Below are 16,620 nucleotides of genomic sequence, written 5' to 3'. Positions count from 1 at the left end.
TTCACGACGACGACGCCGCGGCTTCCTCCGCCTCCGCCTGGTCGCCGAGCCGGCGCGCGATCATCGCACACACCATCAGCTGGATCTGGTGGAAGATGATGACGGGCACGACCACGGCACCCACGATTGCCGGGTCGAAGAGCGCCTTGGCCATGGGAAGGCCGGTGGCGAGCGACTTCTTCGAGCCGCACATCAGTAGCACGATGCGCTGGGGGCGCTTGAAGTGCAGGGGCTTGCCGCCGTACCAGGTCACTGCCAGCATGATGGCGAGCATGGCGCTGAGGACGATAAAGAGCACGATGAAGCCGCCGAGCGTGACCGAGCTCCAGGCGTTGTCGGCCGTGGCCTTGAGCACCGCCACGAAGACCACGAGGATGATGGCGCAGTTGTCCGTGTACTTGGTGATGTTGCGGTGGGCGCGCATCCAGTCGCCCAGGCGCGGCTGGAGTAGCTGGCCAATGATGAACGGCAGCAGAAGCTTGAGGAGCACGGATTCGATGCCGCCGGTGTGGGCGTCCTCGAGGTTCATGAAGAGCAATACGAGGAGCGGGGAGAGGAACATGCCCAGGATGTTGGACACGGTCGCGGAACACACTGCCGCCCCGATGTCACCGCGCGCGATCGACACGAAGGTCACCGAGGACTGTACGGTCGAGGGCAACAGGCTGAGGTAGAGCAGGCCCGTGGCGAAGGACGCCCCGATGATCCCGCCCAGCGTGTAATACATGGCCAGACCAACGAGCGGGAAGATAACGTAGGTGGCCACGAGCACGGACACCTGCAACTTGATGTTGCGCATGCCCTCGATGACCTCGCTGGTGCGCAGGCGCATGCCGTAGACAAGGAAGACCATGCCCACACCGATATCGGCCAGCTCCGAGAGCCAGGAGATGTGGCGTTCCGGGACGGGCACCACCAGGCCCAAAATGAGGGCGGTGATGATGCCCGTCAGGAGGAAGTCAGGACGAAGGAAACGCTTAAGCCCAAGGGCCATAAACTTGGGTCCACTCGAGGGCTTCGCGGTCGGTGATGAGGGAAGCCTGGTTGAACGGGTCCGCATCGACGAGCGCGAGTGCGGCGACAGCGTCGTCGGCCTCCACAATGATGAGCGCACGGTTGCCCTCGAGGGGGCCGGAGGCGAGGAGCACGCCGTCGTCGAAAAGGGACTTGAGGAACTCGCGGTGCTTGGGGCGCACGGCGGCGAGCGCCTCGGTATCGCTGACGTAGGTGTATCGAATCGCGTAAATTGCCATGCGCTCATTCTAGTGGAGTGGTCAAGGGGCGGGCTGTGGCAAAAACGTCAAACAAGCGTTCGATTGTGTCGGAGGCATTGTTTAGACTGAGGTCGTGCATGACGACATTCGCATTCAAGGCGCCCGCGAACACAACCTGAAGAACGTCTCGTTGGAGATTCCACGCGACAAGATGGTGGTGTTCACGGGCCTGTCCGGCTCGGGGAAGTCCTCCCTGGCGTTCGACACGATTTTTGCCGAGGGCCAGCGCCGCTATGTCGAGTCGCTGTCGGCGTACGCACGCCAGTTCCTCGGGCAGATGGACAAGCCGGATGTGGATTTCATTGAGGGCCTGTCGCCCGCGGTGTCGATCGACCAAAAATCCACCAACCGCAACCCGCGCTCCACGGTGGGCACGATTACGGAGGTCTACGACTACCTGCGTCTGCTGTACGCGCGCGCGGGCACACAGTATTGTCCGGTGTGCGGGGAGAGGATTGAGGCGCAGAGCGCGGAGAAGATCGTCGATCGCCTGCTGCAGTTGGATGAGGGCACGCGCTTCCAGATCCTCGCGCCGGTCATTCGCGGCCGCAAGGGTGAGCACGCGGACGTGTTCCGCACGCTGAGCGCGGACGGGTATTCGCGCGCGCGGGTGGATGGACAGCAGGTGCGGCTCACCGATCCGCCCACGCTGGCCAAGACGAAGAAGCACAACATCGACGTGGTGGTGGACCGGCTCGCGATTCGCGAGGGCATGCGTTCGCGCCTCAATGACTCGGTGGAGACCGCGCTGCGGCTGGCCGACGGGCGGCTCATCGTCGAGTTCGTGGACCGGGATGCGGACGATCCGGAGCGCGAGCGGAAGTTCTCCGAGTACCGCTCCTGCCCGAATGACCACGTGCTGGAGATCGAGGAGATCGAGCCGCGCACGTTCTCCTTCAACGCCCCCTACGGCTCGTGCCCGGCGTGCGATGGCATCGGCTACACGGTGCAGGTTTCGGAAGACCTGGTGATTGCGGATGAGGACATGACGCTGGAAGAGGGTGCGATCATTCCGTGGACCACGACGGCGTCCGGCCCGGCTCGCGACTACCATATGCGCCAGCTCGAGGGCCTGGGTGAGCAGCTCGGATTCGACCTCAACACGCGGTGGAAGGACCTGTCGGGCGAGGCGCGGGACGCGATCTTGCACGGTCTGGATTACAAGGTCAAGATGACCTACCGCAACCGCTGGGGCCGGGAGAAGGTTTACTCCACGGGCTTCGAGGGCGTGTTGCACTTCGTCAAACGCAAGCACGATGAGACCAGCTCGGAGTGGTCGCGCGAACGGTACGAGGGCTTCATGCGCGAGGTCACGTGCGAGGTGTGCGGGGGAGCGCGCCTTCGCCCCGAGGTGCTCGCGGTGCGGGTGGGGGAGCTCAACATCTTTGAGCTGACCGAGCTGTCGATCGTGGACGCGCTCGACTACCTGTCGCACATCGAGCTCGGGCAGCGCGAGCGCAAGATCGCCGACGCCGTCCTTAAGGAGATCCTGGCCCGGCTCACCTTCCTGGTCAACGTGGGCCTGGACTACCTCACGATGTCACGCTCCGCGGGATCGCTCTCAGGTGGTGAGGCCCAGCGTATCCGCCTGGCCACCCAAATCGGCGCGGGGTTGGTGGGCGTGCTCTATGTACTCGACGAGCCGTCGATCGGCCTGCACCAGCGCGACAATGAGAAGCTGCTCTCCGCCCTGCTACGCCTGCGGGATCTGGGTAACACGCTCGTCGTCGTCGAACATGATGAGGACACGATCCGGGCGGCGGACTGGGTGGTGGACATCGGCCCGCGCGCCGGCGAGCACGGCGGCCACATCGTCTATTCGGGCGAGCCGGCTGGAATCGTGGACTGCGAAGAGTCGCTGACGGGCGCCTACCTCAAGGGCGCGCGGGAGATCGCGGTGCCCACGAGCCGGCGTCGCGTGTACAAGACCAAGCAGATCGAGGTGACGGGCGCGCGGGAGAACAACCTGCGCGGCATCGACGTGAAGTTCCCGATCGGCGTCATGACGGCAGTGACGGGCGTGTCCGGATCGGGCAAGTCCTCACTCGTTAACACGATCTTGTACCGGGTGCTGGCCAACAAGCTTAACCGCGCCCAGACGTTGCCCGGCAAGCACGGCAAGGTCAAGGGCCTGGCGGAGTTTGACAAGGTGGTTCACGTGGACCAGTCGCCGATCGGGCGCACCCCGCGCTCGAACCCGGCCACGTACACCGGCATGTGGGACCCGATCCGCAAGCTGTTTGCCGAGACGGAGGAGGCGAAGGTGCGCGGGTACGGGCCCGGGCGCTTCTCCTTCAACGTCAAGGGCGGGCGCTGCGAGTCCTGCTCCGGGGACGGCACGCTGAAGATCGAGATGAACTTCCTGCCTGACGTGTACGTGCCGTGCGAGGTGTGCCACGGCACGCGCTACAACCGCGAGACCCTGGAGGTGCACTACAAGGGCAAGAACGTGGCCGAGGTGCTCGACATGACCATCTCGCAGGCGCGCGAGTTCTTCGGCTCGGTCACCCGCATCACCAAGTACCTCGAAGTGCTGGAGAACGTGGGTCTGGGCTACATCAAGCTCGGCCAGCCGGCCACCACGCTCTCGGGAGGCGAGGCCCAGCGGGTCAAGCTTGCCTCCGAACTCCACCGGCGCTCCACGGGCCGCACGGTCTACATGCTCGACGAGCCGACCACCGGCTTGCACTTTGAGGACGTGCGCAAGCTGCTCGGCGTGCTGCAAGAGCTGGCGGATAAGGGCAATACGATCATCGTCATCGAACACAACCTTGACGTCATCAAGTCGGCCGACTGGGTGATCGACCTGGGGCCGGAGGGCGGCAAGGGCGGCGGGCTCGTCGTCGCCGAGGGCACGCCGGAACAGGTGGCCATGGTGGCCGACTCGCACACGGGCCACTACCTCAAGCCGATCTTGGATAAGGCGGGAACCTTGTAGATGGCCAATCCGGAAAGCTATCGCCCGAAGACGGGCGATATTCCCAGGGACCCGGGCGTCTATCGTTTTATCGACGATGACGAACGGGTCATCTACGTGGGCAAGGCCAAGAACCTGCGCCAGCGCCTGCAGAACTACTTCCAGGATCCGGCGTTGCTCCACCCGCGCACGCGCCAGATGGTGTTCACGGCGGTGCGGGTGCAGTGGGTGGTGGTCGCCTCCGAGATCGAGGCGCTGACGCTGGAGTATTCGTGGATCAAGGAGTTCACGCCGCGCTTCAACGTCATGTACCGCGACGACAAGTCCTACCCGTACCTGGCGATCACGATGAGCGAGGAGTTCCCGCGGGTGATGGTCACCCGTAACGCTCACCGGCGTGGGAACCGCTACTACGGGCCGTATACGAAGGTGTGGGCGGTGCGCGATTCGCTCGACCAGCTCTTGCGCGTGTTCCCGATACGTTCGTGTTCGGCGGGCGTGTTTCGCGGGGCAGAGCGCTCGGGACGCCCGTGCCTGCTGGGCTACATCGGCAAGTGTTCGGCCCCGTGCGTGGGGCGGGTGAGCGGCGACGAGCACCGGGACATCGCGCGGCAGATGGTGCGCTTCCTTGACGGCACGGGGGAGGACCTCATCTCGCAGAAGAAGAAGGAGATGGCGGCGGCCTCCGCCGATCTTGACTTCGAGCGCGCGGCCCGGTTGCGCGACGACGTGCGGGCACTCGAGGTGGTGGCCGAGCGCAACACCGTGGTGCTGGATGCGGACGTGGACGCCGATGTCTTTGGGCTCGTGTTTGACGAGCTGGAGGCCTCGGTGCAGGTGTTTTACGTGCGCGGCGGGCGGATTCGCGGCCAGCGCGGCTGGATCTCCGCGATCGAGGACGAGGGAGCCGAGGGCCTGGTGAACCACCTGCTGGTGCAGGTGTACGGCGAGCACACGGGCGGGAAGGCGAAGTCGCGCGCCAGGTCTGTGGACGACGTCGACCACACGGCCGCATCGGCCCTCCCGCGCGAGATCTGGGTGCCCACCATGCCCGACGACGCCGCCACGATCGCCTCGTGGCTGACCGAGCTGCGCGGGGCGAAGGTGGCGATCAAGACCCCGCAGCGCGGGCCGAAGGCGCAGCTGATGGAGACGGTGAAGACGAATGCGGCGCAGGCGCTCCAGCGTCACAAGTTGGCCCGGGCGGGCGACATCACGGAGCGCTCCCAGGCGCTCGAGGAGTTGCGTGTGGGGCTTGACCTGCCCCGCGCGCCGCTACGTATCGAGGGCTACGACATCTCGCACACGCAGGGCACGCACCAGGTCGGCTCGATGGTCGTGTTTGAGGACGGGCTGGCGAAGAAGGCCGACTACCGGCATTTCGTGGTGCGCGGCGAGGACGGGCTGGGGGCGCGTGATGATACGGCGGCGATGGATGAAGTGTTGCGCCGCCGCCTCAAGCGGCTCGTAGCACCCGCGCCGGAGCCGGGTGCGCCCGGGGAGCTTGACGCACCCGAAGCCGAGGCCAACGAAGTCGTGTCCCCCGAGCCCAAGCCGCGCTTTGCGTACCGGCCGGACCTCATCGTCGTCGACGGCGGCCTGCCGCAGGTGAACGCCGCCCAGCGGGTGGTTGACGAGCTGGGCGCGGACGTGACCGTGATCGGGCTGGCTAAGCGCCTGGAGGAGATCTGGGTGCCGGGGGAGGAGTTCCCCATTATCCTGTCGCGTACGTCCCCGGCGCTGCGGCTGCTCCAGCACCTGCGCGATGAGTCACACCGTTTCGCCATTACGTTCCATCGCAAGCGGCGCTCGGCGTCGATGACGCGCTCGGCCATGGATGAGATCCCGGGTCTGGGGCCGGTGAAGCAGGCGGCGTTGCTCAAGCAGTTGAAGTCCGTGGCTCGGATCAAGGCGGCAAGTGCGGAGGACCTGCAGGCCGTGCCGGGTATTGGGCCGGCGATGGCCGCCGCGATCGTCGCTCACTTTTCAGGAAAGTCGGAGTGAAAACTGGCACGATAGTGTTATGACGATCTCCCACGATGACATTAATGACACGGGCAAGATCCCGCGCCTGGTACCCGAGCTTGACCGCGAGGTGAGCCTTCCTGCCGCGGATATCCCCGAAATCCTCATTATCACGGGCATGTCCGGGGCGGGCCGGTCGCGCGCGGCTGCCACGCTTGAGGATATCGGTTGGTACGTCGTCGACAACCTGCCCCCGCGCCTGCTGAGCGCGCTGGCGGGTCTCATCTCGCCGGTGGACGGGCAGGCGGTGCGCCGGCTGGCCGCGGTCGTTGATGTGCGTTCGCGTGAGTACTTCCGGGAGTTGGTGGAGGTGCTCGATCAGCTGCAGGAGCGCAGGCAGGATTACCGGATCATGTTCCTTGACGCCTCGGACGAGGTTCTGGTGCGCCGGTACGAGTCCGTGCGCCGGCCGCACCCGCTGCAGGGGGACGGGCGCCTGCTTGACGGGATTCGCCTCGAGCGCGAGGTGCTCGCCCAGTTGCGCACGCGCGCCGACATGTTGATTGATACCTCGTCGCTCACGGTCCATGACTTGGCGCGCAAGATCCGACAGAACATGCAGGAGGCCGGGGAGGACGATCCGCACCTGACGATCATGTCCTTCGGCTTCAAGTACGGCCTGCCGATGGACGCCGACCACGTGGCGGACGTGCGCTTCCTGCCCAACCCGTATTGGGTCTCCGAGTTACGGCACCTGACGGGCAAGGACGAGCCTGTGTCCAACTTCGTGCTCAGCATCGATGGCGCGGAGGAGTTCATCGGAGGATACGCCAACCTCATCGATCCGATCCTCGAGGGCTACAAGCACGAGCTCAAGCCGTATGTGACGATCGCGATCGGGTGCACGGGCGGTAAGCACCGCTCGGTGGCGATGACGGAGCGGCTGGCCGAGCTCATGCGCGCGCGGGGGCATTCCGTGCGGGTTTTCCATCGAGACTTGGGGCGCGAATGACCAGCGGGGCGCGCGGCGCGAAGGTGGTAGCGCTGGGCGGGGGACACGGCCTGTTCGCCACGCTCAGCGCGTTGCGCCTGCTCACGCGCAACATCACGGCGATCGTGACCGTGGCCGACGACGGCGGCAGCTCCGGCCGGCTGCGCGAAGAGTTCGACATCCTCCCACCCGGCGATTTGCGCATGGCGCTGTCGGCCCTGTGCGACGACGGCGAGTGGGCGCTGACCTGGCGTGACGTCATGCAGTACCGGTTCACCTCCGAGGGCCCGCTCAACGGCCATTCGCTCGGCAACCTCCTCATCACGGGCGTGTGGGATCTGCTGGGGGACCAGGTCAAGGGGCTGGATCTTGTGGGGCGGCTGCTCGATGCCGCGGGTACGGTGTTGCCGATGTCGTCCACGCCGCTGCGCATTGAGGCAGACGTGTGCGACGATTCCGGTCCGCACACGATCTTTGGCCAGGTGGGGGTGGCCACGTGCAAGGCGGAGATCAAGCAGGTGCGCCTCATCCCGGAAAACCCGCCCGCGGTGCCCGAGGCGATCGCGGCGATTCACGACGCCGACTGGGTGATTTTCGGCCCCGGCTCCTGGTTCACCTCCGTCATCCCGCACTTGCTCGTACCGGAGCTGTACGAGGCGCTGGCGGCCACCCCGGCCAAACGTGCACTGCTCATCAACCTTGTTGCCGACGACGAGACGCGTACGCTCTCACCCGCCGATCACGTGCGCTCCTTCCACGAGCACGCCCCGAGCCTGGCGCTTGACCGGATTGTTATCGACGACGGCCCCGGTACTCACTGGGGCAAGCTGTCGCGGGAGGCGGAGGAGTGCGGGGCGGAGATCCTGGCCCGGCCGCTCGCGGATCGCAGTGATCCCGCGCGCCACGACGTGCTTTTCCTCGCCTCGGCCCTGCGCGAGTTGCTCGGCTCAAGTCCGCGCTGGTAAAAGCCTTTACGTATAATGGATGTCCCGCACACATCTTGGGAGGAATCATGCCGCCGTTGACCGTCACCTTGAAGGACGAACTGTCCGCGGTGTTTCCGCGGACGGCGTCGTCGATGACCGCCGAGGTTTCGGTGATGTTCCGATTTGCCGGCGGGCTCCAGATTAACGACGGCGTGGTCACGCTCCAGGCTGAGCTCGATCACCCGGGCGCGGCCCGGCACATGTGCGAGCTCATCAAGGCGGTGTTCTCCGTTGATGCGGACCTCGTGGTGGTGAAGAACTCCGGGCGGGCGGGCAACACGTACGTCGTGCGGATTACGAAGAACGGCGAGCGAATCGCGCGCAGGCTCGGATTGCTCGACACGCTGGGACGGCCTGTGCGCGGGCTGCCGGCGCAGATCGTGGGTGGGTCAAAGGCCGACGCGGCGGCTGCCTGGCGCGGGGCGTTCCTCGCGCGCGGGTCCCTCATGGAGCCTGGCCGGAATGCGGCGCTTGAGCTGACCTGCCCCTCCCTGGAGGCTGCTTACGGGATCGGCGGGCTCGCCCGTCGTTTGGAGAGCCCCTACCGGGCGCGCGAGGCCCGCGGCGCCTACCGGGTGGACATCCGCGAGGGGGATGCGATCTCGGACATGCTCAGTCGCATGGGATCAAACGACGGGGTGTTGCTGTGGGAGGATCTGCGTACCGAGCGCGAGGTCCATGGCCAGGCCAACCGTCTGGCCAACTTTGACGATGCGAACATGCGCAGGTCGGCCGACGCGGCCGTCGTCGCTGTCATCCGTGTCAAGCGTGCCTTCGAAATCCTGGGGGAGGAGGTGCCCGACAACCTGCGCGAGGTGGGCAAGTTCCGCATGCAGTACCCGGAGGATTCGCTCAACATGCTGGGTGGGCGGCTCAACCCGCCGGCTACGAAGGACGCGGTGGCCGGGCGCCTGCGCCGGCTCAACACGATGGCCGACAAGCGGGCGGCCGAGCTCGGAATCCCTGACACGATGGATGCCGTCTCCGACGTCCAGCATCGGCTGTAGCGGCGTCCTTTTCACACGCGGGCAGGGCGCGTCGAGCTTGTCAGCTATGTGTGAAGAAACGGCTTAGGTCCCTGCGGGCCTTGCGCGATTCGTTGTAGAATCTTTACGAAACGTGAGCGGCCACGCGAGACGCGCGTCCAGCGATCGTTGCGGGAACTTCCCGCTAATCCATTCACAACGTGTGGTGCGTCCACACAAGGAGGACAAGAGTGACCATTAAGGTTGGAATCAACGGATTTGGCCGTATCGGCCGTAATTTCACGCGTGCAGCTCTTGCGCAGGGTGCGGACATCGAGATCGTTGCGGTCAACGATCTGACCGATAACAAGACCCTCGCTCACCTGCTGAAGTACGATTCGATCCTCGGTGCCCTTGAAGAGGAGGTCACCTACACGGACGAAGAGATCAAGGTTGGCGACCGCGTCATTAAGGCTTTCGAGGAGCGCGATCCGGCGAACCTCCCGTGGGGCGAGCTCGGTGTTGACATCGTCATTGAGTCGACCGGCCGTTTCACCAACGCGGATGACGCCAAGAAGCACCTTGAGGCTGGCGCCAAGAAGGTCCTCATCTCCGCCCCGGCGAAGAACGAGGACATCACGATCGTCATGGGCGTGAACCACGGCGATTACGATCCCGCCAAGCACAACATCATCTCCAACGCTTCCTGCACCACCAACTGCCTCGCTCCGATGGCAAAGGTTCTGAACGAAGAGTTCGGTATTGTCAAGGGCCTCATGACCACGGTTCACGCCTACACGGCTGACCAGAACCTCATGGATGGCCCGCACAAGGATCTGCGCCGCGCCCGCGCCGCTGCCCTGTCGATCATCCCCACCTCCACCGGTGCTGCCAAGGCTGTTGCCCTGGTCCTGCCCGAGCTCAAGGGCAAGTTCGACGGCTACGCTCTGCGCGTCCCGGTTCCGACCGGCTCCGCTACCGATCTCACCTTCGAGGCCGAGCGCGAGCTCACCGTTGAGGAGATCAACGCCGCCATCAAGAAGGCTGCTGAGGGCGAGCTCAAGGGCATCCTGAAGTACACCGAGGATCCGATCGTCTCGAAGGACATCGAGACCGATCCTCACTCCTCGATCTTCGATGCCGGCCTGACCAAGGTCATCGGCAACCAGGTCAAGGTTGTTTCTTGGTACGACAACGAGTGGGGTTACTCGAACCGTCTCGTTGACCTCGCCGTTCTTGTCGGCAAGTCGCTCTAAGCGCGTCGCCAAGTAGAGTGCCCGCACATGCGCGACATGTGCGGGCACTTTTACAGAAAATGTCTTCCTCCGGGCGCCCGCGCGTCTTAGTGCTCGCGCGCGCCCGATCAGAAAAGGAGAATTCATGAGGACCATCGATTCGCTCGGCGATCTCGCCGGCAAGAAGGTTTTTGTCCGCTCGGACTTTAACGTCCCGCTGGACAAGGAAAAGAACATCACGGACGACGGCCGTATTCGCGCCGCCCTGCCCACCCTCACCCGCCTCATTGACGCGGGCGCCAAGGTCATTGTCTCGGCGCACCTGGGCCGCCCGAAGGGCGAGGTCAACCCCGACTTCTCGCTGGCGCCCGTGGCCGCCCGCCTGTCGGAGCTGCTGGGCAAGGACGTGAAGCTGGCTGAGGACACGGTTGGCGAGTCCGCGAAGGCGCTGACCGCCGATATGGCAAACGGCGACGTCGTCCTGCTGGAGAACGTCCGCTTCGATGCTCGCGAGACCTCGAAGGTGGATGCGGAGCGCGAGGAGCTTGCCTCCGAGTACGCGGCGCTGGCTGACGCCTTCGTGTCCGACGGCTTCGGCGTTGTTCACCGCAAGCAGGCCTCGGTTTACGACATCGCGAAGAAGCTGCCGAGCGCTGCCGGCGAGCTCGTCTTCAAGGAGATCGACTCCCTGTCGAAGGCCACGAAGGACCCGGCTCGCCCCTACACGGTGATCCTGGGCGGCTCGAAGGTTTCGGATAAGCTCGGCGTGATCGACAACCTGCTCGACAAGGCCGATCGTCTGCTCATCGGCGGCGGCATGGCCTACACCTTCCTCAAGGCGAAGGGCAACGAGGTGGGCACCTCCCTCCTCGAGGAGGACTTCGTGGAGAAGGCTGGCGAGTACCTGAAGAAGGCTCGTGAGGCCGGCGTCGAGATCCTCGTCCCGGTTGATAACGTGACCGCTCCGGAGTTCAACGCTGACGCCCCGGCCTCCATCTACGACACCGGCGAGATGCCGGCTGACGAGATGGGCCTGGACATCGGCCCGAAGACCCGTGAGGGCTATGCCGCCGCGATCGCCGATTCGAAGACGATCGTGTGGAACGGCCCCATGGGCGTGTTCGAGTTCCCGGCGTTCGCCAACGGCACGAAGGCCATCGCCGAGGCGATGGAGAAGGCTGAGGGCTTCACGATCGTCGGCGGTGGCGATTCCGCGGCCGCGGTTCGCACCCTCGGCTTCGACGAGGCCAAGTTCAATCACATTTCCACCGGCGGCGGCGCCTCCCTCGAGTACCTCGAGGGCAAGGAGCTTCCCGGCATTGCAGTTTTGGAGGACTAAATGACCCGCACCCCGCTTATGGCAGGCAACTGGAAGATGAACCTCGATCACCTCGAGGCGATCTCCCTGGTTCAGAAGCTTGCCCTCACCCTCAAGGATCTCAAGCACGATTACGCCACCACCGAGGCGGCCGTGATCGTCCCCTTCACCGACATTCGCTCGGTGCAGACCCTCGTCGAGTCGGAGGAGTTTGAGATCGGGTACGGCGCGCAGGACGTGTCGATCCACGAAAAGGGCGCCTTCACTGGCGAAATCTCCACCGGCATGCTCACCAAGCTCGGCTGCACCTACGTGGTGGTTGGCCACTCGGAGCGCCGCGAGTACCACGGTGAGACCTCCGAGCTCGTGGGCAAGAAGGCCAAGAAGGTCCTGGATGCGGGCATGACCCCGATCATGTGTTGCGGCGAGGCGCTGGACGTGCGCAAGGCCGGCAACCAGGTCGACTTCGTGCTCGGCCAGATCGAGGAGATGCTCGCGGGTCTCACCGCTGAGGAGGTGGCCAAGTCGGTCATCGCTTACGAGCCCATTTGGGCCATTGGCACCGGTGAGGTCGCCACCCCGGAGGACGCCCAGGAAGTCTGCGGCGCGATCCGCGTCAAGGTGGGCGAACTTTACGACGACGCCACGGCGCAGGCCGTTCGTATCCAGTACGGCGGCTCGGTGAAGTCTTCCAACGTCAAGGACATCATGGCTCAGCCGGATGTGGACGGCGCGCTCGTGGGCGGCGCTTCGCTTGATGCCACGGAGTTCGCGAAGATCGTGACCTTCCTCGTCTAAGCGATAGGTCTCACACCCGGGAGGGGAGCGGCATTCACGCTGTTCCCCTCCCGTGCTATACACTGGTACGGTATGTGGCGCCAGGCGCCGGTCCCGACCGAAAGAGAATATCGTGAACGTTCTCCTTATTCTTTGCATCATTGTGCTCGTGCTTTCGAGCCTCCTCCTTATCGGCTCGATTCTGTTGCACAAGGGCCGTGGCGGCGGTGTGTCTGACGTGTTCGGCGGTGGCATCTCCACCTCGATGCGTTCCTCGGGCGTGGCTGAGCGCAACCTGAACCGCATCACGGTGGGTGTGGCGCTGGTGTGGGTGACGTCGATCGTGCTGATTGGCCTCATCACGAAGTTCCAGGGCTAGACCGAGGAAAGCTCAAGAACGCGCCCTTTCCCGGGCGCGTTTTTCGTGCCGCGAGTCAGAGGTGAGCCGGCGATTAAAATACTTTGGACGAATCCGGGGCGATCTTCTTATATGAGGAGATCGCCCCGAAAACGTCCAGTACATTCAAATCCCTCCCAGCACCCGGACGGCCAGCACCCGGACGGATGCTGGCCTCTAGTCCTCGGCGATCGCCGCGAGCACCACCGCGAACTCCGAATCCTCACCCACGGTGCGCAACTCTTCGATCAGCTGGGACTGCAGGGAGCGCATGGGCATGGAGATCTGGAGGTCGGACCTGCCAGGGCGGCCAAGCACGGCGATGTCGCCGTCGCTAGGCCGGCTGATCGACAGCGGGCCTGAGGGCCGGTGGAGGATCGCGTACTCGATACCGGGCGTATCCGTGTGCGTGAGCTCGACGGGCACGCCCAGGCGCAGGCGCAGCCAGGCCGCGAGCATGTGCGAACCCACCCGGCCCGTGTTGCCCCCGACCTCGGCGTGCTCCACGTCCTCGTGGGGGCCTTCGTTGAGGAGCGCGGCCAGCTGGGAACGCCAGATGGTGATGCCCGCCCAGTTGATGTCAGTGTCCCCGGCCTCGCGCTTGGCGGCCAGCTCCTTGAGCGCCCCGAGCGGGTTGTCCGCCGCATTCGCGTTCGTGATACGCCGGGACGCGATCTGACCCAGGGTCCTATCCGTGGGGCAGGTGGGCGCCTCCTGCACCCACCAGGTGAAGACGGGCGCGTCGGGGAGCAGGAGCGGGGTCACGAGCGACACCCTGCTAGTGCCCGCACCGTTGAAGGGGCGAAGGATGATCACTTCCGCCGGGCCCACGTCCTCGTTGCCGAGGATCTCGGCGTCGAGGCGGGCATCGCCGTCGTCGGTGGCATCGGGCAGGACGACGATGATGCGCAGTGGGTGGGCCTCGGCCACAGCGAGGGCGGAGTCGACAACCGCGCGGACGCCGTCGTCGTCGACGACCACCGCGATGAGGTTCAAGACCTTGCCAAGCGCGTACGTGCCCTCGCCGCGCAGCTCGTTGAGGCGGCGGGCCAGGCGGGCCGACGTGGTGTGTGAAATCTTCTTCATCATTCCTCCTAGGGCCTGCGCCAGGCGTTACCGTCCTGGCCGAGCATCGCGTCCGAGCCGAGCGGCCCCCACGATCCGGGCTCGTACGTTTCGATGGGGCGATCCGTGGCATCCCAGTAGCCGGTGACCTCGTCCACGAGCTTCCAGCCGAGCTCTACCTCGGTCTGGCGGGGGAAGAGCGGCGGGTCGCCGAGCAGGACGTCGAGGATGAGGCGCTCGTAGGCCTCGGGGGCGTACTCGGTGAAGGCGTGGCCGTAGCCGAAGTCCATCGTCACGTCGCGCAGCAGCATTTGGGCGCCCGGCACTTTGGAGGCGAAGCGGAAGGTGACGCCCTCGTCGGGCTGGATGCGGATGACCAGCGTGTTCGCGCCCATACCCGCCATCTGCTCCTTGGTGAACGGCAGGAAGGGCGGGCGGCGGAACTCGAGCGCCACCTCGGTCACGCGCCGGCCGAGCCGTTTGCCGGCCCGCAGGTAGAAGGGCACGCCGGCCCAGCGGCGCGTGTCGATCCCGAGCCGGAGGGCTGCGTAGGTGTCGGTGCGCGAGTTGGCAGCCACCCCGTCTTCTTCGAGGTAGGAGCGCACGCGCTCCCCGCCCTGCCAGCCCGAGGCGTACTGGGCGAACACCGAGGACGTGTCAGGGCCGCCAATGAGGTGGGTGGCCTTGAGGACCTTCTCCTTCTCGCGGCGTAGGGCGTCCGCCTCGAACGACGTTGGCTCCTCCATCGCCACCAGCGCCAGCAGTTGGAGGAGGTGGTTTTGGATGACATCGCGAGCCGCGCCCACGCCGTCGTAATAACCCGCGCGCGATCCGATCCCGATGTCCTCAGCCATGGTGATCTGGACGTGGTCCACGTGAGCGTTGTTCCAGATCGGCTCGAACAGCTCGTTGGCAAAGCGCAGGGCGAGGATGTTTTGCACCGTCTCCTTACCCAGGTAGTGGTCGATGCGGAAAATCGAAGACTCGTCAAAAACGCCGGTGACGATCCGATCCAGCTCCTGGGCGCTCGCCAGATCGCTACCAAAGGGCTTTTCGACGACGACGCGCCGCCACCCCTCCTCCTGGCTGGCCAGCCCGGCGTCCTTAAGCTCGGTGAGGACTTGGGGGAACAGCGCCGGGGGAATGGCGAGGTAGAAAGCATAGTTGCCGCCCGTGCCACGCTCCACGTTCGCCGCCTCGAGCTCGGACTTAAGCGTGGCGAAGGTTTCCGGCGAATCATAATCGCCCTGCACCACCCGGAAACCGGCCATGAGCTGACGCAGCGCCGTCTCGTCAATCCCCGTCTTCGTGCCCGCGCGGATCGCATCCTCCACCCAGGTGGCGAGGTCTGGGATGGAGGCCTTCGGGCGCGCCACCCCCACCAGCGTGAACGACGCCGGTAGCAGGTCACGATGCGACAGGTCGTAGATGGCGGGCAGGATCTTGTTCTTTGACAGGTCGCCCGTAATGCCGAAAAGCACCAATCCGCACGGGCTGGCCACCCGTAGGAGCCGGGTGTCGCCGTCGGACAGGAGCGGGTTCGTCCACTCGTGCATGTAGCACCTCCATAAAGTGAGGCAGGGTCGCCCGAGCGGGCAACCCTGCCTTCCTTACTTTACCCCTAGTTCGCGTTCATCGCGTCGGTGACCGTGTCGATGAGTTCCTCCCACGCGGTCTCGAACTTCTCCACGCCTTCCTCCTCGAGCTTGGCGGCGACGCCGGGGACGTCGATGCCAAGGAGGGTCAAGTGCTTCATCGTGTTCGACGCTGCGTCCAGGTTCGGACGCACCGTGTCGGCGTCGAGCTGCGCGCCATCCTTCGTGGCCCACAGGGTCGCCTCCGGCATAGTGTTAACCACGTGGGTGGTGGCGAGCTGGTTCACGTACATGGTGGGGGAGTAGTCGGGGTTCTTCACGCCAGTCGACGCCCACAGCGGCCGCTGCAAGTTGGCGCCCTCGTCCTCCAGGTCGCGGAAGCGCTCCGACTCGAAGTGCTTGAGGAAGGCCGCATACGCGTTGCGCGCGTTCGCGATTCCTGCCTTACCACGCATGTCGAGCGAAGACTGGCCGCCGATTTTCTCCAGGCGCGCATCGATTTCCGTATCCACGCGGGAGACGAAGAAGGAGGCGACGGAATGGATGGTCGACAGGTCCTTGCCCGCGGCGCGGGCTGCCTCGAGACCGCTCAAGTACGCGTCGATGACCTCCTCGTAGCGCTCGACTGAGAAGATGAGCGTGACATTGACCGACAGCCCCTCGGCGATCGCGTCGCGAATCGCGGGCAGGCCCGCCTTCGTTGCCGGGATCTTAATCATGACGTTCGGGCGGTCAACCTTCGCCCACAACTCCTTGGCCTGGGCGAACGTGGGGTTGGGGTTGTGGGCCAGGCGGGGGTCGACCTCGATCGAGACGCGCCCGTCATAGCCCCTGCTCGCCTCGAACGTGGGGGCGAACAGGTCGCACGCCCGCCGCACGTCGTCGGTGGTGAGCTCGGTGATGATCTCCTCGGCGGTCTTACCCGCCTCCGCGAGCCGCGCCACGTCCTCCCGGTAGGCGTCCGACCCGGAGATCGCCGCCTGGAAGATGGACGGGTTGGTGGTCACGCCCACAACGTTGTAGTTGCGGATGAGGTCCTCGAGGTTGCCCGAATCGAGCCTGGAGCGGGACAGGTCGTCGAGCCAGATGGACACGCCCAGCTCGGACAGCTTTGCAAGATTAGACACGTTGCCTC

At 65.2% G+C, this 16,620-nt stretch carries 14 protein-coding genes; 9 read left to right on the top strand and 5 right to left on the bottom strand.

All coding sequences use genetic code 11. From position 1 onward, the window contains the following. Position 1: 1 nt before the first annotated feature. Both HMPREF3167_RS02025 and HMPREF3167_RS02020 read right to left on the bottom strand, forming a co-directional pair. Complete coding sequence (locus HMPREF3167_RS02025) at positions 2 to 994, bottom strand: bile acid:sodium symporter family protein (protein WP_062612535.1); 993 nt, start codon at positions 992 to 994, stop codon at positions 2 to 4. Then, the gene (locus HMPREF3167_RS02020; RefSeq protein WP_062612532.1) at positions 978 to 1,253 is read right to left on the bottom strand and encodes a YciI family protein; all 276 of its coding nucleotides are present in this window, start codon (positions 1,251 to 1,253) and stop codon (positions 978 to 980) included. Before HMPREF3167_RS02020 ends, HMPREF3167_RS02025 begins: the two co-directional genes overlap by 17 nt. A 94-nt stretch (positions 1,254 to 1,347) precedes the next feature. On the opposite strand from HMPREF3167_RS02020, the gene uvrA reads away from it, so the two are divergent. The 9 genes from uvrA (at position 1,348) to secG (ending at position 12,807) form a co-directional block, all read left to right on the top strand. Then, positions 1,348 to 4,212: an excinuclease ABC subunit UvrA gene (gene uvrA / locus HMPREF3167_RS02015; RefSeq protein ID WP_070445192.1), complete on the top strand. Its 2,865-nt coding sequence runs from the start codon at positions 1,348 to 1,350 to the stop codon at positions 4,210 to 4,212. Further along, positions 4,213 to 6,195, top strand: coding sequence for an excinuclease ABC subunit UvrC (uvrC, locus tag HMPREF3167_RS02010; RefSeq protein WP_070445189.1), 1,983 nt, complete (start codon positions 4,213 to 4,215; stop codon positions 6,193 to 6,195). A 19-nt stretch (positions 6,196 to 6,214) separates the two neighbouring features. Further along, on the top strand, positions 6,215 to 7,168 hold the full coding sequence (rapZ, locus tag HMPREF3167_RS02005) for an RNase adapter RapZ (protein ID WP_062612523.1): 954 nt from the start codon (positions 6,215 to 6,217) through the stop codon (positions 7,166 to 7,168). After that, positions 7,165 to 8,112 carry a gluconeogenesis factor YvcK family protein gene (yvcK, locus tag HMPREF3167_RS02000; RefSeq protein ID WP_070445186.1) on the top strand — a complete coding sequence of 316 codons (948 nt, stop codon included), beginning with the start codon at positions 7,165 to 7,167 and terminating at the stop codon, positions 8,110 to 8,112. Before rapZ ends, yvcK begins: the two co-directional genes overlap by 4 nt. Positions 8,113 to 8,159: 47 nt before the next feature. Next, entirely contained in the window at positions 8,160 to 9,140 is a 981-nt protein-coding gene (gene whiA, locus HMPREF3167_RS01995; protein ID WP_062612519.1) for a DNA-binding protein WhiA, read from the top strand. A 209-nt stretch (positions 9,141 to 9,349) separates the two neighbouring features. Then, the gene (gene gap / locus HMPREF3167_RS01990) at positions 9,350 to 10,354 is read left to right on the top strand and encodes a type I glyceraldehyde-3-phosphate dehydrogenase (RefSeq protein WP_062612517.1); all 1,005 of its coding nucleotides are present in this window, start codon (positions 9,350 to 9,352) and stop codon (positions 10,352 to 10,354) included. 124 nt (positions 10,355 to 10,478) lie between these two features. Then, positions 10,479 to 11,672, top strand: coding sequence for a phosphoglycerate kinase (gene pgk / locus HMPREF3167_RS01985; protein ID WP_068538290.1), 1,194 nt, complete (start codon positions 10,479 to 10,481; stop codon positions 11,670 to 11,672). After that, complete coding sequence (tpiA, locus tag HMPREF3167_RS01980; RefSeq protein WP_070445184.1) at positions 11,673 to 12,449, top strand: triose-phosphate isomerase; 777 nt, start codon at positions 11,673 to 11,675, stop codon at positions 12,447 to 12,449. 112 nt (positions 12,450 to 12,561) lie between these two features. Continuing rightward, complete coding sequence (secG, locus tag HMPREF3167_RS01975) at positions 12,562 to 12,807, top strand: preprotein translocase subunit SecG (protein ID WP_062612511.1); 246 nt, start codon at positions 12,562 to 12,564, stop codon at positions 12,805 to 12,807. 195 nt (positions 12,808 to 13,002) lie between these two features. Here the strand turns inward: secG and HMPREF3167_RS01970 are convergent, their stop codons facing one another. From HMPREF3167_RS01970 to tal, 3 genes are all read right to left on the bottom strand, one after another. Next, complete coding sequence (locus HMPREF3167_RS01970) at positions 13,003 to 13,914, bottom strand: glucose-6-phosphate dehydrogenase assembly protein OpcA (protein WP_070445181.1); 912 nt, start codon at positions 13,912 to 13,914, stop codon at positions 13,003 to 13,005. A gap of 5 nt (positions 13,915 to 13,919) precedes the next feature. Next, positions 13,920 to 15,446 (bottom strand): glucose-6-phosphate dehydrogenase, encoded by a 1,527-nt coding sequence (gene zwf / locus HMPREF3167_RS01965; protein WP_062612507.1) that lies wholly within the window; start codon positions 15,444 to 15,446, stop codon positions 13,920 to 13,922. A 65-nt stretch (positions 15,447 to 15,511) separates the two neighbouring features. Continuing rightward, complete coding sequence (gene tal / locus HMPREF3167_RS01960; protein WP_148132366.1) at positions 15,512 to 16,612, bottom strand: transaldolase; 1,101 nt, start codon at positions 16,610 to 16,612, stop codon at positions 15,512 to 15,514. Positions 16,613 to 16,620: the final 8 nt, after the last annotated feature.

The organism is Trueperella sp. HMSC08B05 (assembly GCF_001808405.1).
Lineage (GTDB): Bacteria > Actinomycetota > Actinomycetes > Actinomycetales > Actinomycetaceae > Trueperella > Trueperella bernardiae.
The sequence above is the reverse complement of the archived record's forward strand: the minus strand, read 5'-3'. Positions and strand labels throughout refer to the sequence as shown.